Source organism: Nocardia sp. bgisy134, assembly GCF_965341865.1.
Taxonomy (GTDB): Bacteria; Actinomycetota; Actinomycetes; order Mycobacteriales; family Mycobacteriaceae; genus Nocardia.
In genome coordinates, this window is sequence record NZ_CBDQZP010000019.1 from 50572 (window position 1) to 72079 (window position 21508).

The 21508-nt window shown below is 67.9% G+C and carries 19 protein-coding genes; 7 read left to right on the forward strand and 12 right to left on the reverse strand.

Going from position 1 to position 21508, the window contains the following annotated elements:
- Nucleotides 1-133: 133 nt before the first annotated feature.
- A complete protein-coding gene (locus tag ACRWNM_RS28475) occupies nt 134-757 on the reverse strand; it encodes an NAD(P)-dependent oxidoreductase (RefSeq protein ID WP_431971184.1) in 624 nt (207 codons plus the stop codon).
- 161 nt (nt 758-918) lie between these two features.
- Complete coding sequence (locus tag ACRWNM_RS28480; protein WP_431971185.1) at nt 919-2004, reverse strand: epoxide hydrolase family protein; 1086 nt, start codon at nt 2002-2004, stop codon at nt 919-921.
- A 90-nt stretch (nt 2005-2094) separates the two neighbouring features.
- On the opposite strand from ACRWNM_RS28480, the gene ACRWNM_RS28485 reads away from it, so the two are divergent.
- Together ACRWNM_RS28485 and ACRWNM_RS28490 are read left to right on the forward strand one after the other, a co-directional pair.
- The gene (locus ACRWNM_RS28485; RefSeq protein WP_431971186.1) at nt 2095-2742 is read left to right on the forward strand and encodes a TetR/AcrR family transcriptional regulator; all 648 of its coding nucleotides are present in this window, start codon (nt 2095-2097) and stop codon (nt 2740-2742) included.
- A 215-nt stretch (nt 2743-2957) separates the two neighbouring features.
- Nucleotides 2958-3365, forward strand: coding sequence for a VOC family protein (locus tag ACRWNM_RS28490; protein ID WP_431971187.1), 408 nt, complete (start codon nt 2958-2960; stop codon nt 3363-3365).
- Nucleotide 3366: 1 nt separating this feature from the next.
- On the opposite strand, the gene ACRWNM_RS28495 is transcribed toward ACRWNM_RS28490, so the two are convergent.
- Together ACRWNM_RS28495 and ACRWNM_RS28500 are read right to left on the reverse strand one after the other, a co-directional pair.
- Entirely contained in the window at nt 3367-4161 is a 795-nt protein-coding gene (locus ACRWNM_RS28495) for a thioesterase family protein (protein WP_431971188.1), read from the reverse strand.
- Between the two features lie 296 nt (nt 4162-4457).
- Nucleotides 4458-5702, reverse strand: a complete 1245-nt coding sequence (locus tag ACRWNM_RS28500) for a KasA/KasB family beta-ketoacyl-ACP synthase (protein ID WP_431971189.1) — start codon at nt 5700-5702, stop codon at nt 4458-4460.
- A gap of 39 nt (nt 5703-5741) precedes the next feature.
- Here ACRWNM_RS28500 and ACRWNM_RS28505 point away from each other — a divergent pair, with 39 nt between their 5' ends.
- Nucleotides 5742-6296, forward strand: a complete 555-nt coding sequence (locus ACRWNM_RS28505; protein ID WP_431971190.1) for a TetR family transcriptional regulator — start codon at nt 5742-5744, stop codon at nt 6294-6296.
- 166 nt (nt 6297-6462) lie between these two features.
- On the opposite strand, the gene thiC is transcribed toward ACRWNM_RS28505, so the two are convergent.
- From thiC to ACRWNM_RS28520, 3 genes are all read right to left on the reverse strand, one after another.
- Entirely contained in the window at nt 6463-8106 is a 1644-nt protein-coding gene (gene thiC, locus ACRWNM_RS28510) for a phosphomethylpyrimidine synthase ThiC (RefSeq protein ID WP_431971192.1), read from the reverse strand.
- A 240-nt stretch (nt 8107-8346) separates the two neighbouring features.
- A complete protein-coding gene (locus ACRWNM_RS28515) occupies nt 8347-8820 on the reverse strand; it encodes a VOC family protein (RefSeq protein WP_431971193.1) in 474 nt (157 codons plus the stop codon).
- A 94-nt stretch (nt 8821-8914) separates the two neighbouring features.
- Nucleotides 8915-10309, reverse strand: coding sequence for a lipase family protein (locus ACRWNM_RS28520; RefSeq protein WP_431971194.1), 1395 nt, complete (start codon nt 10307-10309; stop codon nt 8915-8917).
- A gap of 92 nt (nt 10310-10401) precedes the next feature.
- Between ACRWNM_RS28520 and ACRWNM_RS28525 the strand changes: the two genes are divergently transcribed.
- The gene (locus tag ACRWNM_RS28525) at nt 10402-11085 is read left to right on the forward strand and encodes a TetR/AcrR family transcriptional regulator (RefSeq protein ID WP_431971195.1); all 684 of its coding nucleotides are present in this window, start codon (nt 10402-10404) and stop codon (nt 11083-11085) included.
- 12 nt (nt 11086-11097) lie between these two features.
- Here ACRWNM_RS28525 and ACRWNM_RS28530 read toward each other — a convergent pair whose 3' ends face one another.
- The 4 genes from ACRWNM_RS28530 to ACRWNM_RS28545 all read right to left on the reverse strand — a co-directional run bounded on the left by ACRWNM_RS28530 (nt 11098) and on the right by ACRWNM_RS28545 (nt 17071).
- Complete coding sequence (locus ACRWNM_RS28530; protein WP_431971196.1) at nt 11098-13386, reverse strand: MMPL family transporter; 2289 nt, start codon at nt 13384-13386, stop codon at nt 11098-11100.
- A gap of 382 nt (nt 13387-13768) precedes the next feature.
- Nucleotides 13769-14968, reverse strand: coding sequence for a fumarylacetoacetase (gene fahA, locus ACRWNM_RS28535; protein WP_431971197.1), 1200 nt, complete (start codon nt 14966-14968; stop codon nt 13769-13771).
- Nucleotides 14969-14982: 14 nt separating this feature from the next.
- Nucleotides 14983-16179 (reverse strand): homogentisate 1,2-dioxygenase, encoded by a 1197-nt coding sequence (locus ACRWNM_RS28540; protein ID WP_431971198.1) that lies wholly within the window; start codon nt 16177-16179, stop codon nt 14983-14985.
- Nucleotides 16180-16444: 265 nt separating this feature from the next.
- Nucleotides 16445-17071, reverse strand: a complete 627-nt coding sequence (locus tag ACRWNM_RS28545) for a TetR/AcrR family transcriptional regulator (RefSeq protein WP_431971199.1) — start codon at nt 17069-17071, stop codon at nt 16445-16447.
- Nucleotides 17072-17221: 150 nt separating this feature from the next.
- Here ACRWNM_RS28545 and ACRWNM_RS28550 point away from each other — a divergent pair, with 150 nt between their 5' ends.
- The 3 genes from ACRWNM_RS28550 to ACRWNM_RS28560 all read left to right on the forward strand — a co-directional run bounded on the left by ACRWNM_RS28550 (nt 17222) and on the right by ACRWNM_RS28560 (nt 20589).
- On the forward strand, nt 17222-19144 hold the full coding sequence (locus ACRWNM_RS28550; protein ID WP_431971200.1) for an acyl-CoA dehydrogenase family protein: 1923 nt from the start codon (nt 17222-17224) through the stop codon (nt 19142-19144).
- A 67-nt stretch (nt 19145-19211) separates the two neighbouring features.
- Complete coding sequence (locus ACRWNM_RS28555; protein ID WP_431971201.1) at nt 19212-20174, forward strand: oxygenase MpaB family protein; 963 nt, start codon at nt 19212-19214, stop codon at nt 20172-20174.
- Nucleotides 20175-20223: 49 nt separating this feature from the next.
- Complete coding sequence (locus ACRWNM_RS28560) at nt 20224-20589, forward strand: hypothetical protein (RefSeq protein ID WP_431971202.1); 366 nt, start codon at nt 20224-20226, stop codon at nt 20587-20589.
- Between the two features lie 65 nt (nt 20590-20654).
- Here ACRWNM_RS28560 and ACRWNM_RS28565 read toward each other — a convergent pair whose 3' ends face one another.
- Nucleotides 20655-21485: an exodeoxyribonuclease III gene (locus tag ACRWNM_RS28565; protein ID WP_431971203.1), complete on the reverse strand. Its 831-nt coding sequence runs from the start codon at nt 21483-21485 to the stop codon at nt 20655-20657.
- Nucleotides 21486-21508 lie beyond the last annotated feature (23 nt).

The window sequence follows — 21508 nt, forward strand, 5'->3', positions numbered from 1 at the left end:
ACGCGCGATTGAGGGGGCGTGGGTCGCGGCAGGTGATCGCACACAGGTTTCACACGCCCCACATAAGCATTGGCGCTGTGAGGGGCGTGTGGCCTGTGTGGGAACTGCCGTCGATCGCTTTCGATGCGCGGCATCAGTGCGAGATGCCTGGCGTCCGGCGCAGATAAGTCGAATCGGTGAGCTGTTCGAGCAGGAATTCGGCGATGTCGGCCCGTGCGATCTTGAGCGTGAGGCCGCGCTCGGAGCCCGGGAAAGCGCGGCGGTAGCTGCCGGTGCGCGGGCCGTCGGTGAACGCGCTCGGCCGCACGATGGTCCAGTCCAGGTCGCTGGCCCGCACGTACGCCTCCTGCTCGACGTGGTCGTTGTAGGCGCGGCGCAGCAGCATGCCGAAGAACACGTGCTTCCACAGGAAGTTGAGGTTGTCGCGGCTGTCGCCGACGCCGAGGGTGCTCTGGCAGATCAGCCGCTTCACCCCGGTCCGGTGCATCGCCTCCACGACCGACTTGGTTCCGGCGTAGCGCACCAGGCCCTTGCGGCCGTCGCCGAGCGCGATCAGCACCGCGTCCTGACCGGCGACCGCCCGCTCGGCCTGGTGCGTGTCGAAGACGTCGCCCTCCACCACGCGCAGGCGCGGGTGTCGCTGGGTGACGCCCGCCGCGTTGCGGGTGAAGGCGGTGACCTCGTGGCCCTGCTCGAGCGCCTGCTCGACGACCAGGCGGCCGACGCTGCCGGTGGCTCCGAAGACTGCGATTTTCATGGTGTTCTCCCTTGCGGTGAAAGCTGGTGTGCCGTTGGTGAATCCAGTACATCAACGCGAAGCGAGACGAACCATGGCCGTGACTCTCGATGACATAAGCGAACGTCCACACGCCCCCGGTGCACATCCGGGACGGATGTGCACCGTTTCGGGGTGCGGGGTTACCGGTACGTCGCGAAGAACGAGCTGATCTCACCCGCGATCAACTCGGGCGCCGAGTGGTGCAGGTAGTGGGTCGCCACCTCGTGGGTCCGCCAGGACGCGATGGCCTTGTGGTCGCGCTCGGCGAAGCGGCGGATGCCGTGGAAATCGCCGGTGGAGCCGCAGAGCCCCAACGGCACGGTGGTCGGCTCGGACGGATGCTGCGCCTTGGCGTTCTCGAAGTACTGCCGGATCGCCGTGCCCGCGGTGCCGGTGAACCAGTGGATCGCGATGTTGGTGAGCACGAATTCGTCGTCCAGCTCGGGGCCGAGCAGCTGGGCGTTCCAGCCGACGAGCCCGGTCGGCGAATCCGTGATCGCGTGCGCCAAGGTCTGGGGCTGCTGCGCCTGGAGGATGTTGAAGCTCATCTTGTTCTGCGCGAACCACTCCAGCGTCGCCAGCGACTGCTGCTCCTCCTCGGTCAGATCGGTCAGCTCGGCCGGATCGCCGGACGGGAACGAGTACACCTGCGAGACATGCACGCCCGCAACGTGTTCGGGATCGATCCGGCCGACCTCCGCGGAGATCTGCGCACCGCCGTCGTTGCCGACCGCGCCGTAGCGGGAGTACCCGAGCCTGCTCATCAGCTCCGCCCACGCCTTGGCGATCCGGGCGTTGTCCCAGCCGGATTCCTTTGTCGGGCCGGAGAATCCGTACCCCGGGACGGACGGGATCACCAGGTCGAAGCCCGCGGCGGAGAGCGGCTCTATGATGTCGAGGAACTCGACGAAGGTGCCCGGCCAGCCGTGGCTGAGGATCAGCGGGAAGGCGTTGTCCCGAGACGATTTCACGTGCAGGAAGTGCACGGTCTGGCCGTCGATCTCGGTGGTGAACTGAGGGTGGGCGTTGAGCTTCGCCTCGATCGCGCGCCAGTCGAAGCCGGTGCGCCAGTAGTCGACCAGGTGACGGACGCGATCGACGCTCACGCCATAGGCATCGCCGGAGCCGGGGATCTGATCGGCCCACCGGGTGCGGGCCAGCCTCGACTGGAGATCGTCGAGCTCGGCCTGCGGGATGTCGATGCGGAAGGGGGTGATGGCGACCATCGGATGCTCCTCGTTTTTGAAACGGAATGCTTCGTTCTGTTCAAACAGTAACAGAACGGATCATTCCGTTTCAAGTGCTAGGCTGAAGTCATGCCGAAGACGCAAGAAGTCCCAGCTCGCAAGGGCCTGCCCGGCCGCAAGGCGCAGGCCGCCCGCAACGACGGGCTGATTCTGGACGCGGCGCGAGCCGTGTTCCTCGCCGACGCCAACGCCCCGATCGCCGCCGTCGCCGAGCGCGCGGGCGTCGGCATCAGCGCGCTGTACCGCCGCTATCCGAGCAAGGAAGTGCTGCTGCGCACCCTCTGCCACGAAGGGCTGCGCCGCTACAACGCGGAAGCGGATGCGGCACTGGAGGATTCGGACGGCTGGCGCGGGCTGGTCGGGTTCCTGGAGCGGGTGGTCGACGCCGACGTGCACTCGTTGACCGTGCGCCTGGCGGGCACCTTCACACCCGACGACGCGATGTGGCCCGACGTGCTGCACTCGGGCGAGGTCAACGCCGAATTGATCCGTCGCGCGCACGCCTCCGGGCGGCTACGGGCGGAAGTGAATCCGCAGGACCTGGGGCTGATCCTGGAGGCTTGCTCGGCGATCGCCATGCCGGACGCGGAACGCACCGCCGAGCTGCGCAGGCGGACGCTGGCGCTGCTCGTCGCGGGTCTCGAGGCGGAGGGTGACCTGCCGGGGCCGCCGCCGGAGCCGGGTGAATTCGCTTGGCGCTGGCAGCCGCGCGTTTGAATGCGCGCCCGCGACTCCGTCTGTGGCAGCTGCGGCACGAGTGCCAGGCACACCACCGTCCGTGGCATGCCTACGGTGGTTGACAGAACATTGCCGCACCAGAGCAATCGATCGACGCTCGCTCAGCAAGCGATGGCGGCCGCGTGTCGGAATGCGGCGCGGCGCCCGGCGGGCTGGTAGGAACGACGCATTCGTCGGACGCAAAGGGGTTCGCCATGAATTGGACGCTCGAGGTGGTCGTGGTTCCGGTCTCGGACATCGACCGGGCCAAGGACTTCTACGCGTGGCAGTTGGGCTTCACCGTCGACCACGACACCGAGATCGGCGACGACATCCGCATCGTGCAGCTGACCCCGCCGGGTTCCGGCTGCTCGATCGTGATCGGCAAAGGTGCGGTGCCCTCGATGACGCCCGGTTCGTTGCAGGGCTTGCAGCTGGTTGTCCCCGACCTCCACAAGGCGCGCGCCGAATTGGTCGAGCGCGGTGTGGAGGTCGGCGAGATCCAGGTGCTCGGTGAGAGCCCGACGACAATGCCGGACCCACTCGACAACGTCGGGTTCGTCTTCTTCGCGGACCCCGACGGCAACGGCTGGGCAATCCAGCAGATCTCGACTCGGGCCTAACTCACCGAGTGCCGAGGTAGAGCGTCTGGGTGCTGCGCCCGAGCGGGCCCTTCTCGTCGAACAGCGCCGACTCGGCCAGGCCGATGCCGTGCGGCTGGGGATAGGTGACCGCGTCGAGGCAGACCCATTCGCCCACCGGCTGGCGGTGCAGGGTGACGGTGAGATCGGTGTTGATGAACAAGTAGCGCGACCAGTCGAGCACCGAGCTCACGCCGTTGCCCGAATCGGCGGCGGCCAGCGTCCTCTCCAGCGGACTCGGATCGGTGCCTGCGACGATCGGATACTTCAGCCGGATCCAGCAGATCGCGGGCCCGGGTTCTTCGAAAGCGCCGGTGACGAAACGGTATTCGATGGCGGTGTGGAAGCCGACCTCGTGCGCGGCGGGGAAGGGAGCGGGAGCGGGCGCGTGCTCCGGACCGGGACGCACGCCCGTCGGCTGGATCTTCTCGGGCAGCGACAGTTCGGGTTCGGCCAGCTTGAATCGCCACGCATTGGCCTTCATCACCGGACCGCGCTCGGTGGACAGCGTCGCCTCCAGCAACTCCACACTGCGCCCCGGCCGGGTGACGCGGGCCTCGGCGATCAGCGGCTCCAGCGGCACGGGTCCCAGGATCTCCACCGCGACCCGCCCGATCTGGAATCCCTCGCGCGGCTCGCACCGCTCGATGACGTGGCCGAGCAGCGCCGACGGCGGGCCCGCGTGCTGCGCGTCGGGTGACCACGGCCCGCGCGTGAGTTCGGTGGAGAGAAACCGCTGCGGGTCGTCCGGATCCGGGAGGTAGAAGGCGTCACTCACGACTCCGCCTCGCTGACGCTCGGCTGCGTCGTGCGTGACAGCACACTGTGTCGATGGTTCGCTCGCTGACGCTCGCTCACGTTGTCGTCCGTCCCTCGGACCGGCGCCGCTGCCGGTCATCGAATAGTTCGTCCGGTTAACGATTCTGCCACGCAGGCCGAGTGGTCTGGTCTGCCGTATACCGCGCTCGGCGGCGCGACGCTCGAGTCGCGGCCCGTGCCACATCCCGTGCGTGCCGCACAGAGCCGGCAGCTCTGTGGGCGCGGGTGGGGCGAGTTCTGTCCTGGGCAGGGGGGTCAGGCGCGGCCGAAGGTCAGCGCGACGTTGTGGCCGCCGAAGCCGAAGGAGTTGTTCACCGCGTAGTCGATCCGCTGCCGTCGGGGCGCGCCCGCGACGATGTCGAGATCGATGTCGGGAGCCTGGTTGTCGAGGTTGAGGGTGGGCGGGACGACCTGGTCGCGCAGCGTGAGCATCGTCAGGATGGATTCGAGCGCGCCGACCGCGCCGATGGAATGCCCGAGCGCGGATTTCGGTGCGTAGACCGAGGCGTGCGGGGTGACGGCGGCGATGGCGTTGGCTTCCGAGGCGTCGCCGATCGGTGTCGAGGTGGCGTGCGCGTTGACGTGGGCGATGTCGGAAGCGTTCAGTCCGGCCGTCTCGATGGCCTTGCGCATGGCGCGGGCCGCGCCGATGCCCTCCGGGTCGGAGGCGACGATGTGGAAGGCGTCGGAGGTGATGCCCGCGCCTAGCACCCGCGCGTGGATCTCGGCGCCGCGCGCCCTGGCGTGCCGCTCGGACTCCAGCACCATGAGCGCGCCCGCTTCGCCGAAGATGAACCCGTCGCGATCCCGGTCGAAGGGGCGCGAGGCGCGTTCGGGTTCCTCGTTGCGGGTGCTCATGGCGCGCATCATCGCGAAGCTCGCGATCGGCACGGCGTGGATGTGCCCCTCGACGCCGCCGGTGACCACCACGTCGGCCTCGCCGGAACGGATCAGCCGCCACGCGTGCGCGACGGCCTCCGAGCCCGAGGAGCACGCCGATACGGGCGCGAAAATGCCTGCCTTGGCGCCGATTTCGAGACCGACCGTGGCGGCGGGACCGTTCGGCATCACCATCGGCACCGACATCGGAGACACCTTTCGGTAGCCGCCCGCGCGCATGGCGTCGACGGCATCGATCAGTGCGTCGCCGCCGCCGAGGCCGGTGCCGATGGCCACCGCCAGCCGCTCACCCTCGACCTCCGGTGCGCCCGCGGCCTGCCAGACCCGCCTGCCGAGGACCAAGGCCAACTGCTCGACGTAGGAGTGCCTGCGCTGCTCGATCCTGCTCAGCTGCGCGGACGGATGCGCCTTCAGCTTGCCTCCGATGCGGACCGGCAGGTCGTACTCGGCGACGAAATCGTCGTCGAGCACGCCGATGCCCGTCTGTCCTCGCAACAGCTCCGACCAGGTCGTATCCATGTCGTCGGCGAGCGAAGTGGTGGCCGCGTAGGCGGTGACGACGACGGAGTCCGCAGTTTCTGAAGCGAGTGTTACAGTCACGATGTCATGAATACCTGTAGCACTCGCTACAGTCAACTCATGGCCCGCCCACTCGACCACGCCAAACGCGCCGAACTCCTCTCCGGCGTCGTCGACTACATCGCCGCGCACGGCCTCGCCGAACTCTCGCTGCGCCCGCTCGCCGCCGAACTCGGCACCAGCTCGCGCATGCTCATCTACTACTTCGACACCAAGGAAGAACTGCTGGTCCAAGCCCTGGCCACCCAGCGCCCGAACATCAGAGCCCTGTTCGCCGACATCGCCGACGCCCCCGCCCTGCGCGCCCGCCTGTGGGATTTCTGGCGCGCCAACACCACCGGCGCCGGCGCGACCAGCGTCAAGGTGATGCTCCAAGTGCTCGGCGCGGCCTGCGCCTCCAACGGCCCCTACGCCGACTATGCCACCGACGCCATCGGCACCTTCGTCGCCGCGCTCGCCGACGGGTTGCGCAGGTTCAACGTAGATGACGCGGAAGTTATTGCGACTCTCCTGGTTTCAGGCTTACGCGGCATACTTCAAGATCGCATCATCACGGGAGACGTCAGCCGGACCGACAAGGCCGCGCACCGTCTGATCGAGAGCACCGTGCGCTAGGTTCGCTGTTCCGGCGTTCCCACACAGCGCGTGCACCCCTCGCATAGGCACCGCCTATGTAGGGCGAACGGCAAGCGTGTGACGTTGGACTGGCGCAGGGTCGCGCCCACAACGGCAAACGCCCGCCCAGACCGGCGAGGTCGGGACGGGCGCAACCGAGAAGGAACTACGAAACCACCGGCAGGTAAACCTGTTTCCCGTGGTCGGCGAACTCGGCGGATTTCTCCGCCATGCCTGCTTCGATGGCCTCCACGTCGGTGAGGTTGTTCTTCTCCGCGTATTCGCGCACGTCGGCGGAGATGCGCATGGAGCAGAACTTCGGGCCGCACATGGAGCAGAAGTGGGCGGTCTTGGCGGGTTCCGCAGGCAGGGTCTCGTCGTGGTACTCCCGTGCGGTGTCGGGGTCGAGCGAGAGGGCGAACTGGTCGCGCCAGCGGAATTCGAAACGGGCCTTGGACAATTCGTTGTCGCGCTGCTGAGCGTGCGGGTGACCCTTGGCGAGGTCGGCGGCGTGCGCGGCGATCTTGTAGGTGATCACGCCGACCTTGACGTCGTCGCGGTTGGGCAGGCCGAGGTGTTCCTTGGGTGTGACGTAGCAGAGCATGGCCGTGCCCGCCTGGGCGATGATCGCGGCGCCGATGGCCGAGGTGATGTGGTCGTAGGCGGGCGCGATGTCGGTGGCCAGCGGGCCGAGGGTGTAGAACGGCGCCTCCTCGCACAGCTCCTCCTCGAGCCGCACGTTCTCCACGATCTTGTGCATCGGCACGTGTCCGGGGCCTTCGATCATCACCTGCACGCCATGGGATTTCGCGATCTTCGTCAGCTCGCCCAGGGTGCGCAGCTCGGCGAACTGGGCCTCGTCGTTGGCATCCGCGATGGAGCCGGGACGCAGGCCGTCGCCGAGGGAGAAGGTCACGTCGTACTTCGCCAGGATCTCGCAGAGTTCCTCGAAGTGGGTGTACAGGAACGACTCGCGATGGTGGGCAAGACACCACGCGGCCATGATGGAGCCGCCGCGCGAGACGATGCCGGTGACCCGCTTGGCGGTCAACGGGATGTAGCGCAGCAGCACGCCCGCGTGCACGGTCATGTAGTCCACGCCCTGCTCGCACTGTTCGATGACAGTGTCGCGGTAGATCTCCCAGGTGAGCTGGGTCGGATCGCCGTTCACCTTCTCCAGCGCCTGGTAGATCGGCACGGTGCCGACCGGGACCGGGGAGTTGCGCAGGATCCACTCGCGGGTCTCGTGGATGTTCTTGCCGGTGGACAGGTCCATGATGGTGTCCGCGCCCCAGCGGGTGGCCCACACCATCTTCTCCACCTCCTCGGCGATGGAGGAGGACACCGCGGAGTTGCCGATATTGGCGTTGATCTTCACCAGGAACTTCTTGCCGATGATCGTCGGCTCCAGCTCCGGGTGCTTGTGGTTGGCCGGGATCACCGCGCGCCCGGCCGCGACCTCCTCGCGCACCAGCTCGGGCTCGACGCCCTCGCGTCCGGCGATGAACCGCATCTCCGGGGTGACGATTCCCTGCCGCGCCCACGCCAGCTGGGTGGGCGGGCCGTCCACCTGCGGCTTGGCCCAGGTGTCGCGCAGCTTGGGCAGCCCGGCCTCGAGGTCGATGGCCGCGTTGTCGTCGGTGTACGGGCCCGAGGTGTCGTAGACGTCGAAGGTGTCACCGTTGGTGAGATTGATCCGACGCACCGGAATGCGCAGGTCGTCGACTTCCTGGTAGTGCTTGACGCTGCCCTCGATGGGGCCGGTGGTCACGGTGTCGACGGGCGCGGCGGCGCCGTTGGCGGTGGCCATGCTTCTCCTCCCTACGCCGGCATTACCCGGTCAGGTTCATACGGTCGACGGCCCTTACCGCCCTCTTGGGCTAGCCGTCCTCTCAGCCCGCTGGTGCGAGCCCCCGTTGGCGATGTGAAATTTCCCGGTCGACCATACCCGCCCGCCGCGCGGACACGCCCGGCGATGACCCGAACCCGCGCGCGTCCACGTAGCCCAGCGCCTCACCGCGCGGGGATTCGGGGAGGTGAAATGCGGTGGTCAGACCGCCTCGTAGGCGTCCCGCATGGCCTGCACGTCGATCTTCTTCATGCCCAACATGGCCTTGGTGGCGCGCGCGACGGCGGCGGGATCGCCCTTCATCAGCTCGTTGGCCTGCACCGGCCAGATCTGCCACGGGATGCCGTACCTGTCGTTGAGCCAGCCACACTCGATCTCCTGGCCGCCGTCGGCGAGCAGCGCGAGCCACAGGCGGTCGACCTCGACCTGGCTTTCGCAGTTGACCAGCAGCGACATGGCGTGCGTGTAGTGGTACTCGCCGCCGCCGTTGATGGCGGTGAACTTCTGACCGTTCAGTTCGAAGTCGACGACCATGGCGAGTCCGGCCTCGCGCGGCCCCGCCTCGCCGTAGTACTGGATGTCGGTGATCTTGGAGTCCGGGAAGAGCGAACAGTAGAACTTCGCCGCCTCCTCGGCCTGGGTGTCGTACCAGAGGTTCGTGACGATCTTCTGCATGGCCATCTCCTGACGTGGGTCGTTCCTCGCCTGTGCAGACTTCCCAGTCCGGCCGAATTCATCGCACCATCCAGAAGGAAATGTGCGGCCTGGATCAGCGTTCGCTGGGACCGATCGGGAACCCGAGTGCGCCGAAGCCGGCGTTCAGATTGATCTCGAGCTGACTCAGCAGCGCGTCGACGTCGGCGAGCATGGAGACCACATTGTCGGTCCGGCAGCCGACCTGGTCCGGCGCGTTCGGCGCCAGCCTCTCCTTCAGCCAGTCGAAGGTGTCGGCCATGCCGAGCGACGGCAGCGTCAGATGCTCGCTGAGGTGGTCGCGTTTGTAGACGACGGAGGCGCCGTTCGCGCAATACCGTTGGGCGAGAGAGTCGTTGGTCCACACCGGCACCGCTTCGTCGAAGACGCCTTGGTACAGGTGGATCGGTGTGGTCGGGGTGTTGCCACCCAGCACCGTCGCATCGAACACCTCGCGGATCTCCGGCAGCGCCAGGTAGTCGGCAATCGGAATCGTCAGCAGCCGTTGGTAATCGACGAACATCTGGGTGAGCGCGTTGCGCGGTAGGCACTGCGCGTTGGTGCGGTCGAGCAGCGCACGGCCCTCGGGCGTGAGATGCCGGTAGGTCACCTCGTGGAAGCTCGGATAGGCGTTGGACAGCGAGGCGATTCCGATGCCGATCAGACTGGCGAACATGGATCCGTTGACGTGCAGCAACGATTCGACATCCGAGACGGGCGCACCCAGCGCCGCGCCCTTCAGGTTCAGCTCCGGGGCGTAGCTCGGCTGCATCTCGGCGGCCCACCCGGTGGCCATTCCGCCGCCGGAGTAACCCCAAAGGGCCACCGGCGTATTCGCACCGTCCAGGCCAATCGGCTCGAATCGTTGTGCGGCCCTGATCCCGTCGAGCGTCATGTACCCGGGTTCCTTGGCGACCGCGAGATGACCGGACGGGCCTTCGTAGTCCGGAATCGACACGGCCCAGCCCTGGCTGATCAGTGCGGCCAGCGCGATCAGCTCGCTGTTGGAATGGATGCCCTCGACGCCGGGCAGTCCCGCACCCTGCCGCAATACGTACGACGGTGCGCAGGAAGGGCTTGCGCTGTCGTAGTAGAACTGGAGCGACACCAGCGGGCGCGAGCGGGTCGGGTCCGCGCCCGCCGGAAGTACCACGGTCGTGACCGCGACGGCGGGTTCGTCGAACAGGTCGGTCGTGCGATACAGCAACTGCCAGGAACGCACGTTCAACGGCAGCAGCGTGAGCACGGCGAGTCGCACCTCGCGGGAGCGGAGGACGGTCCCGGGCTCGGCGCTCGCGAAGTCCTGCGGCGGCTCGTAGAACGAATCATGTTGCGGCAGTGGCATAGCCACCGCGACGGAGAGCGACCCACCGACCGCCAGCGCGACGCCAACGGTAACGATCACCGCGGCGACGACGGCGCGCACGAACGTGGGGCGCCTTCCGGCCGAATCGCCTTCGATCACCGACATCTCGGTCCCTCCTCATCGGTACAGCGATTACAGCACGGGTTCCGATTGCCAACAAGACTTCTTTCTGAAACCACTCCGGCTATCGTCGTGAGATGACCCGCAGCACACCCGCCGCGCGGCCCGGCCCGGCTCCGGCCCGGCGCCGGATTCGCGGCCTCGACGCCGAGCAGCGCAGCGCGCAGCGTCGCAGTCAACTGCTGGAGGCCGCGACCGAACTGTTTGCCGAACAGAGCTTTTCGGGTACTTCGATAGAACAGATCTGTCAGCGCGCCTACGTCGGCACGAAGGGGTTCTACGATCACTTCGACAGCAAGGAAGCCTGCTACGTCGCACTACTCGAGCTGATCACGGCGCAGATCCAGCAACGCGTGGCCGAGGTGGCGGCGGAGGTGGCGGGACGCGACTGGTCGCAGCGCGCCGCGGCGGTCATCGGCGCGTTCGTGCACGCGATCGCCGACGACCCGCGCCTGGCGAAGGTGACTTTCGGTGAGGCGGGCGGTATTTCACCGGCGGTGGAGAAGCAGCGCCGCGGCAACCGGCGTTGGGCGGCGGCGTTCCTGGACGGTGAGTGGTCGGCGGGTCCCGCGGCGGACGAGCGGGCTCAGCGCAGGCGGCTGGCCCTCGCTCTGGCCACCATCGGCGGCATGTTCGAGCTGGTCGCCGATTGGCTGCACCATCACGACGACGGGGGCGCGCGCGACGATGTGCAGACGTTGATCGACGACCTGACCGAATTCGTCGGCGTGGTCTACCTCGGACGCGGCATGCAGTCGTAATCCCCTGCGGTGCTATTCGCGAACCGCGGCGGGTACCGGATCGGCTTCGGCCCCGGTCGCCGGGGTGACGCCCGTGTCTCGCGGCGTCGGAACCTCTGATTCCTCGGACAGACCGAAGCGCCTGTGCAGCGCCGCAAGGGGTTTCGGCGCCCACCAGTTGGCGGTACCCATCACCCGCATCAGCGCGGGTGCGAGCAGCGCGCGGATCACCGTGGCATCGCTGAGCACCGCGAGCGCGCACCCGATGCCGAACAGTTTCATGGCCGCGACACCGGAACTGGCGAGCGCGAGAAAGACGATGCTCATCAACAATGCGGCGGCGGTGAAGATCCGGCCGGTCCTGGCCACGCCCATGGCGACGGCGTGGGTGTTGCCCGCCGCGGTCTTCTCGCCCGCCAGCCACTCCTCCCTGATTCGGGAGAGCAGGAACACCTCGTAGTCCATCGACGCGCCGAACGCGAGGCTGAACATCAGGATCGGCATCGCGAGGTCGAGCTTGCCGGTCGGGGTGAAGCCGAGCGGGCCGGACAGGTGCCCGTCCTGGAATATCCACACCATCGCGCCGAAGGTCGCGGCCAGCGAAAGAATGTTGAGCAGAAGGGCTTTCACCGGAAGCAGCAGACTGCCGGTGAAGAGGAACAGCAGGATCAAGGTGGTGACGGCGATGAGCGCGGCGGCGAGCGGGAGCCGGTCCGCGATCGCGGAGACCGAATCCTGGTTCAGCGCGGCGGCGCCGCCGAAGAGCACGTCGCCGGGCGCGGGGATCGCCCGGAACTGGGCGAGCTGATCCTTGCCGTCCGTCGAGTACGGATCGAGGCGGGTCCCAATGGACAGGAAAGCGCCCTCCGCGCCGGACATTCCGGGCGGTGCTGCGGCCGCGCGCAGTCCGTTGACGTAGACGCCTTCGCTCGACAGCACCGCAGGCACGTCGGCCACCTTGGACAGCGCCGCGGCGTATGCCCCGAGCTCGGCCTGGCCGCCGTGGAATCCGGGCAGCACCGCGTAGGCGCTCGCGCCGAGATCGGCGGAGAAGTCGCTGCGCAGCGCGTCGCCGACCTGGCGGCTCGGCGCGGACTGCGTCAGCGCGCGATCATCCGGGTAGCCGAAATGCGCGGACAGGAAAGGTGATCCGAGCAGCAGCAGCGCGATGGTCGTGATCACCGCGACCGGAGCGGCGCGCTTCATCACGCCGACGACCCACCGGTACCACAGGCTGCGCTCCGGCGCCTGCTCCGCGGGGCCGGGCCGACCGAGCATGCGGCGCAGCGGGACCCGCAGGTCCAGCGCGTTCACCCGCTCGCCGACCAGCACCAGAATCGCGGGCAGCACGATGACCGCGGCGCCTGCCGCCGCCGCGACCACCGCCATCCCCGCATAGGCGAACGACTTGAAGAAGTACTGCGGGAACACGGCGAGCGCCGCCAGCGAAAGCGCGACCACAAGAGCCGAATACACCACGGTGCGGCCTGCGGTCTGGATCGAGCGCACCACGGCCGCGCCGGAATCCAGGCCGCGGGCCAGCTCCTCCCGGTATCGGCTGACGATGAACAGGCTGTAGTCGATGGCCAGTGCGAGACCGAGCGCGGTGGTCATGTTCAGCGCGTACATCGAGACGTCGGTGACCGCCGTCAGCGCCCGAAGAATGCCGAGCGCGGCGGCGATGGCGAACAGGCCGATCGCGATCGGCAGCGCGGCGGCGACCACACTGCCGAACACCAGGATCAGCAAGAGCCCGGTCAGCGGCACCGCGATGGCCTCCGCGACGATCAGGTCCTCGCTGATCTGGGAGTTCATGTCCGCGAAAACGGCGGCCAGCCCGCCCGCGCGAACGGTGACGCCATCGCCGCTGGTCTGCACCGTCTCGCTGATCTTCGCGGCGCGCTCGCTGAGCTCACCGTCGTCGCCCTCGATACTGGCCACGACGATCCCGCTGTGCCCGTCCCTGCCGCGCAGCGCCTGCGCCAGGTCCGGCCGCGCCGACCAGTACGACTGGATGCCGCTGACCTCGGGATAAGTGCGCAGCTGGTCGGTCGCTCGCTGCGCTGCCGCCTTCGCCGCCGCGCTGTCGACCCCGTCCTCGGCGGTGATGAGCAGGATGTAGTTCGGGTCCCCGCCGGTGAAATGGTCGGCGATGAAGTCGGCGGCCTCGACCGACTCCAGGTCCCGAGTGACGAACCCGCCGGACTTCATGTGCGACTGCGCGGTCGCCCCGAACAGGCCGCACAGCAGCATGAGCAGCAGCGCGAGGCCGAGAACGACGCGCGGGCGCGCGACGGCGAACCGTGCGAGGGTGGTCAACATTGCCGCGGGCTCCCGTCCGATGGGTGATTCACCCGAACGGTAAACCGGTGGGTCGATCCAACTGAATCGGCGGGGGTGGTGATGCTGGCCACGTCTTGGGCTAAAAGTGCGTGGCGTCACGTTCTGTGCTGCTGGGCTATTTCCCGACGCGAGGTCGATGGTGGGCGGGCGCGAGCCCGCACAAAGACCCAGCCCGGCAAGCGAAGACCTGGGTAGGCGGATCCGCTGCGAACGGTGAGCGACGCGCACAGTCGACCAAACGCGCGCGCGACTCGAAACCCAGCCAAGCTGCTACCCATCCGCTGGGCGGGCGCACTCGCTGCGAACTACGAATACTGCGACCGCAATCCACAAGCAAGCGCCACACAAGACTCGACTCGAACTATGAGGCGGGACTCGATGCCTCGTGCAATCCCGCGAGGGACCGATCGCGCGCAGGCAGAATCCGCCCGCGCACCTCACCAAGCCCGATGCGGGCACCCCCCGCCGCAGGAGCCGACGCCGTGATCACCACCTCGTCACCGTCCTCCAGAAACGTCCGCAACTCCTCTCCCACCTCAACGGGTTCCTTTCCTCCCCAAGACAATTCGATGAACGACCCGCGTTGCCCGGCCTCCGGGCCGGAAATGGTGCCCGAGGCGAACAGATCGCCGGTGCGAGTCGCCGCGCCGTTGGCGGTCAAATGCGCGAGCATCTGCGCGGGTGACCAGTACATGCGTCCGTACGGCGGGTGGGCGACGGTGTGGCCGTTCCAGCGCACGGTCAGGTCGATGTCCAGCCCCCACGGCTGATCGGCGGTGAGGTAGGGCAGCGGTGGTGGGGACTGTTCCGGTAGCGCTATCCGCGCCGAGTCGAGGGCCGCCAGCGGCGTCACCCAGGCCGACAGTGAGGTCGCGAACGATTTGCCGAGGAACGGTCCGAGTGGCTGGTACTCCCAGGCTTGAATGTCGCGGGCGGACCAGTCGTTGACCAGTGCCACGCCGAACAGGTGGTTCTCGGCTTCGGTGATGTCGATCGGCCTGCCGAGTTCGGAACCGACGCCGAGGACGAAGCCGAGTTCGGCTTCGATGTCCAGCCGTCGTGCAGGTCCGAAATCCGGTGCGCCCGAATCGGTTCTGCGCTGGCCGTGCGGGCGGACGACATCGGTGCCGGAGACCACCACGGTTCCGGCCCTGCCGTGGTAGCCGACGGGCAGGTGCCGCCAATTCGGCAGCAGCGGTTCGGCATCCGGGCGGAAGAGGCGTCCGAGGTTGGAGGCGTGGTCGATGCTCGCGTAGAAGTCGACGTAGTCGCCGACGCGGATCGGCAGCGCCGTCGACACGTTCGCGAGGGAATGCACGGCCTCGGCGGGGATCTCGGAGTCGACCAGTTCGCGCACCCGCTCGCGCACCTCGCGCCAACGTGCGGGCCCCTGCGCCAGGAAGGGATTCAGGTCCGCTGCGGCGAAGGCCGAATCATCCAGCGCCAGAGCGAGATCGACGACATGTTCGCCGAATCGCACACCGACCCGATGTCCGCCGCCGCGCGGCGCGAACACCCCGTAAGGCAGGTTGTCCGAGCCGAACAGCGAATCGTCCGGCACTTCGAGGCGCGTCCTCACTGCGGACCCCGGCCGGACCACGTCCACGCGTAGGCGGGATCCTCGCAGGCCAGCGCGCCCTCGCCGAGTTCGAGCGGGCGGAAGGTGTCCACCATGACGGCCAGTTCGTCGAAGAATTCGATGCCGATGCTGCGCTCGTAGGCGCCGGGCTGCGGTCCGTGCGCGTAGCCGCCGGGATGCACCGACACCGAGCCTTGCGTGATTCCGGAACCCTTGCGCGCCTCGTAATTTCCGCCGCAGTAGAACATGATCTCGTCGGAGTCGACGTTGGAGTGGTAGTACGGCACCGGGATCGACAGCGGGTGGTAGTCGACCTTACGCGGCACGAAATTGCACACCACGAAATTGATCCCCTCGAACGCCTGGTGCACGGGCGGCGGCTGGTGCACGCGCCCGGTGATCGGCTCGAAGTCGGCGATGTTGAACGTGAGCGGGTAGAGGCACCCGTCCCAGCCGACCACGTCGAACGGGTGCGTCGCGTAGATCATGCGAGTGCCGACCACGCGGCCGCTCGCCCGATGCTTCACCAGTACCTCGACGTCGGTATCGGATTCGAGCAGCGGACCGGCCGGGCCGTGCAGGTCTCGCTCGCAGTACGGTGAATTCTCCAGCAGCTGACCGAATTTCGACAGGTAGCGCTTGGGCGGCGTGATGTGGCTCGCGGCCTCGATCGCATACGCGCGCAGCGGTTCCGGACCGGCGGGCAACCAGCGGTGGGTGGTGGCGCGCGGGATGAGGACCTGGTCGCCCTGGCGGACGGGCAGCGTGCCGAAGACGGTCTCGACGGTGGCCTCGCCCGCCTCCACGTACACCAGTTCGTCGCCGATCGCGTTGCGGTACAAGGGCGAGGCGCCTTTGGCCGCGACGTAGGAGATCCGCACGTCGGCGTTGCCGAGCAGCAGCCGCCTGCCGGTCACCGGATCGGTTTCGGCCGCGACGTCGCCGGGAAACAGATCGTGCAGGCGCAGATGCCGGTGGCGCAGTGGGTGGTTCGGCGTCGTCGTCTGGTCCGGCAGCTCCCAGACCGTGGCGTCGACGATGGCGGGCGGTAGGCCGCGGTGATAGAGCAAAGCGGAATCGCCGGAGAAGCCTTCCTCGCCCATCAGCTCCTCGTAGTAGAGCCTGCCGTGCTCGTCGCGGTGCTGGGTGTGCCGCTTCGGCGGCACCGCACCGACCTGCCGATAGAACGCCATGCTCGCACCTCCCGCCAGATCGCTGGTCGGATCAGTCGATCTCCATCGTAGTGAGCCGACGCCTGCGGCGATCGGGAAACGCGCCCCGTACGGAAGCAAATCTGCCGACTTATCGGCCTGTTCGTCGGTATCTCGCCGACGGTCGATCGAGATTGCAGGAGAAATGTCGGACCGACTCTGACCGCGTGGGCTTCGGGCGGACCGCATCCGGCGGCAATCGGGCGTGCCTCACTGCGGTATCGGCGGATTTCGTTCGAACGGCGAGTCAGGCCTGGCGCAGCGCGCGATAGACCGCCGCGCCGACGAACGCGCCGAGCGTCTGCGGCGTCCAGTCGCCCTCGTCGGCCAGCAGCGAACGCACCGCGCCCTCGCCGGCCGAGACCCACTGTTCCACCAGGATCGGCAGCTTCCGTTCGGCGTCCTCGGTGCCCCACGCGCGCAGCGTGGGACGCAGCAGTTCGGTGCACCGCTCGACCGCGAGCTTGCGGCCGCGGCCGAACGAATCCGCCACGGCGGGATCGGGATTGCCGTAGAGCAGCCGCCACGAGTCCGGCCGGGCTGCGGCGATCTCCAGCAGCGTCTGGAAGCCCTCCACGAAGACGGTCTCGCCCGCGTCGACCGCGCGGCGCGGGGTGGCCTCGAGCAACCCCTCGATGAGGTGGCCCTCTTCGCGGCGGATCAGTTCCTGGATGAGTTCGACGCGGTCGGCGAAGCAGGCGTAGATCACCGGCCTGGTGACGTTCATCCGCTCGGCGACGGCGGCGATGGTCACCGACGCGACGCCGTGCTCGACGGCGATGGCCAGCGCCGTGTCGAGCACCTGCGGGCGGCGGCGTTGCGGTCCGAGGTGCCGCGCCCGCTGACGCGGTCGTACGGCTTGCTCGGTACCCATGGGCACCAACATAGCAGCGACCTCCTCCGGTTCTCCCAGGTCGGGCGGCCCTTGCCGGGTTTCCTTCACTGATGAATAATAATGCTACATTCGTGAATGAAGTGGCCCGGTCGGATGCCGGGCGCCGTCCGCACGGCCGAGGAGCCACCGATGACCGAAACCCTGTTCAACCCGAAGACCTGCGAGTTCGCCGAGTTCGATGCCGAGACTCGGCGACTGCTGCGCGCGACCGTCGAGTGGTTCGAGGCGCGCGGCAAGGCGGCGCTGAAGCGGGACGACCGCGACCGCGTCTGGTATTCCGACTTCCTCGACTTCGTCAAGCGCGAGCGGGTCTTCGCGACCTTCCTCACCCCGGCGGCCGAGGCCAACGGCGATCCGAACAAGCGCTGGGATACCGGCCGGATCGCGATGATGAGCAAGATCCTCGGCTTCTACGGCATGTCCTACTGGTACGTCTGGCAGGTAACCATCCTGGGGCTCGGCCCGATCTGGCAGAGCGACAACAAGGCCGCCAAGCAGCGCGCCGCGGCGCTGCTCGACTCCGGCAGCATCTTCGCGTTCGGCCTGTCGGAGAAGGAGCACGGCGCCGACGTGTACTCCACCGACATGGTGCTGAAGCCCAAGCGTGGCGGCGGTTTCACCGCGAACGGCGGTAAGCACTACATCGGCAACGGAAACCTGGCTGGCATGGTCTCGGTGTTCGGCCGTCGCTCGGACAAGCCGATCATCGACAGCGCGCAGGCGCTGAATGCCAAACCGGCGCAGGAGGATTACGAGGGGTATCTCTTCTTCGTCGCGGACAGCAAGCACAAGAACTACAAGCTGCGCCGCAATGTGGTCGACAGTCAGATGTACGTGGCCGCTTTCGATCTGGAGAACTATCCGGTGGCCGAGGAGGACATCCTGCACCGGGGCGAGGCTGCCTTCCACGCCGCGATGAACACCGTCAACGTGGGCAAGTTCAACCTCGGCTTCGGCGCCGTCGGCGCCTGCGAACACGCCTTCTACGAGTCGATCACGCACGCGGAGAACCGAATCCTGTTCGGGCACAGGGTGACCGAGTTTCCGCAAGTGCGCTCGCTGCTGACCGACTCCTACGCGCGGCTGATCGGCATGAAGCTCTACAGCGAGCGCGCCATCGACTACCTGCGCTCCGCGTCCCAGGAAGACCGGCGCTACCTGCTGTTCAACGCGATCGAGAAGATGACCGTGACACGGCAGGGGCAGCGCATCATCGAGGATCTGGCCGACGTGATCGCCGCCCGCGGCTTCGAGAACGACATGTACTTCCCGATGGCCATGCTCGGCCTGTTCGGGCTGCCGCGCCTGGAGGGCACGGTGCACGTGAACATGGCACTGTCGCTGAAGTTCCTGGCCAACTACATGTTCCATCCGTCCGATGCCGGTCTTGCCGCACTGCGCGTTCTGCCCGGCGCAGCTGCCGCGCCCAAGGGCGCGGTGCGGGCGGTGTCCTCGGCGCTGAGCTGGTCGAGCCGCAGGCTCGCCCCGCGAGCGGGCGCGGCGGTGCCCAAGCTGCGCGCGGAACTGGCGGCCGCGTGGTACCCCGAGGTGCCGATCCGCCGCGACGCCGCCGACGACGAATTCCTGTTCCGGCAGGGTCCGAGCGCTGGTCTGGGCCGCATCCGGTTCGCCGACTGGCGCCCGGTGTTCGAGAAGTACGCGCACGTGCCGAACGTGGCGATTTTCCTGGAGCAGGCGCTCGCTTTCCAGACGCTGCTCGCCGCCGCCGCGCCTACCGCCGAGCAGCAGCGCGACGTGGACTTCCTGTTCGCGATCGGTGAGCTGTTCACGGCGATCCCGTACGCGCAGCTGATTCTCGAACAGGCCGCGATCGAGGGGACCGACGCCGCCGTGCTCGACCAGCTCTTCGACGTCTTCGTGCGGGAGTTCGCCAAGAACGCGCTCGCTCTGCACAGCAAGCCGAACGCGACCAAGGCGCAGCAGGCGAGGGCGCTGGATCTGGTGCGCCGCCCGGCGACCGATGCCGCCCGTTTCGACAAGGTGCTCGCCGAGGCTCGCGCGCACGCGGGCGGCTACGTCATGAACCCGTAGGCCCGATCACCACCGTCATGAAGGAATCTCCGGCAAGCCCGGAACATCGCATGCAAGGGAGCAGACGATGACCGCTACCGCAACGCGTCCGCAATTCGGCGCGCCTGCCCGGACCATCCGGGAGGTCGACTACGGATTCTTCGGACCCGATTCGCCGACCTGGAAGGTGTGGACCGCGCCGACCGCGGTCATCGGCTTCCAGCGCTCGGTGGTCCTCGAGCACTTCGATCCGGCGCTGACCGCGGCGGTCGCCGATGTCGAGGGCATCTACAAGGATCCGACCGGCAGGCTCGACCACACCTTCGCCTACTTCCTCATCGCGGCCGTCGCCGACAGCCGGATGGCCATCGAGGCGTCCGAGCACCTGATGGCGGTGCACGCGCAGGCGACGGGCATCGAGCCGATCACCGGAAAGCGTTACAGCGCAAACAATCCCGCGTCGCAGTTGTGGATCCACGTCACCGGCTGGCATTCGGTGCTCAAGTGCTACGAGGTCTACGGACCTGGCCCGCTCACTCCGGAGGAGGAGCGGCGCTACTGGGCCGAATGCGTGATCGCCGCGGAGTTGCAGACCTGCAAGCCCGCCGACGTGCCTTCCTCGCGCGCGGAGGTCCGCGAGTACTTCGCCGCGGTCCGGCCGACGCTGTGCACTTCCGAACGCGCGCACCGCGGCATGCACTACCTGCTGCACACCCCGCGCGACCGCGGCTTCAAGCTATGGGCGGGCAGCCGGCTGGTCGCACCGGCCGCGATCGCCACGCTGCCCGGCTGGATGCGGTCGACCGGCGGTTTCGATCAACCCGCCCTCGTCGACGCGGCCTACCGGCTGCCGATGCGCGCCGCGATCAAGGTGCTCGGCAACGAGCGGGCGAAGCTCGCCGTGCTCGGCAGCTTCCTCGGCCCGATGACCGCGCGCCTCTACCGCGAACACCTCGCCGCCGGGGTGCCGCAGCACCCGGTCACGGTCACCCCGCAACAGGCCCGCGCACGCTACGGTCGCGCCGCGCGCGGCAAGGCGTCGGCGGGCTGAGGCAGGACCCTGCCCGCTCGCTCACGAAATGTGATGGCAGACACGACACTTGATCTCGGCGGTGGCGGTCCGGTACGACTTGTGGCGTTCGAATCACGTTTGTAGACGTTCGATTCGCCTGGGGGAGATCATTTGCCATGGGGGTCGGGCGTCGCGTTTCGCGGCCGCCGCCGAGCCGATCGCCACCAACCCCGCGGCGCAGAACTCCGACCCGATCCAGAACGGCGCCGCCGCGGGTGCGGGCGTCGGCGCGGTGGTCGGCGCCATCACGGGCCTGCCCGGCATCCTCGCCTTCGGCGTCGGCGCGCTCCTCTCGGTGCCGCTCGGCGCGATCACCGGCGCCATCGGCGGTGCGGTCATCGGCGCTATCGTGGGCGCTGTCGCGCCGGACGTGGTGCCGCAGGTGCTGCCCTGATCGCAACGGGCTGAACAACTCGGCGGCCGCGCGTCGATCCACGGATCGGCGTGCGGCCGCCGCCGTCAGCGGCGCTCTACGGGAATGTCGAATTCGGCGATGACCGGGGCATGATCGCTGGCGCCCTTGCCTTTTCGTTCCTCGCGGTCGACGCTCGCGTCCGTGGTGGCGGCGGCGAGGGCGGGGGAGGCGAGGATGAAATCGATGCGCATGCCTTCTTTGCGCGGGAAGCGCAGCTGGGTGTAGTCCCAGTAGGTGTAGACGCCGGGACCAGGGGCGAAGGGCCGCATGACGTCGGCGAAGCCGGTGTCCACGACGGCGGTGAACGCGTCGCGCTCGGGCTGGGAGGTGTGCGTCTTGCCCTCGAAGAACGCGGGCGACCACACGTCGTCGTCGGTCGGCGCGATGTTCCAGTCGCCGACCAGCGCTATCTTGGCCTGCGGGTCCTCGGTCAGCCAGGCGGCGGCGTTGTCGCGCAGCGTCTCCAGCCATTCGAGTTTGTAGGCGTAATGCGGATCGGTGAGGGCGCGGCCGTTCGGCACATACAGGCTCCAGACCCGCACGCCACCGCAGGTCGCGCCGAGCGCGCGCGATTCGACGACCGGTGTGCTGATGAGGGATTCGCCCGCGTCCTTGTCGAAACCGGGCTGGTCGGTAAAGCCGAGCTCGACGTCCTCCAGGCCGATCCTGGACGCGATCGCGACGCCGTTCCACTGGTTGATGCCCAGATGGGCCACCTCGTAGCCGAGCTCCTCGAAGCGTTCGAACGGGAACTGGTCGTCGCGGCACTTGGTTTCCTGCATGGCGAGCACGTCGATGTCCTGGCGGTCCAGCCAGGCCGCCACCCGGTCGAGACGGGAGCGGATCGAATTGACGTTCCAGGTCGCCAGACGCACGAAAATGCCTTCCTTCTGCGGTC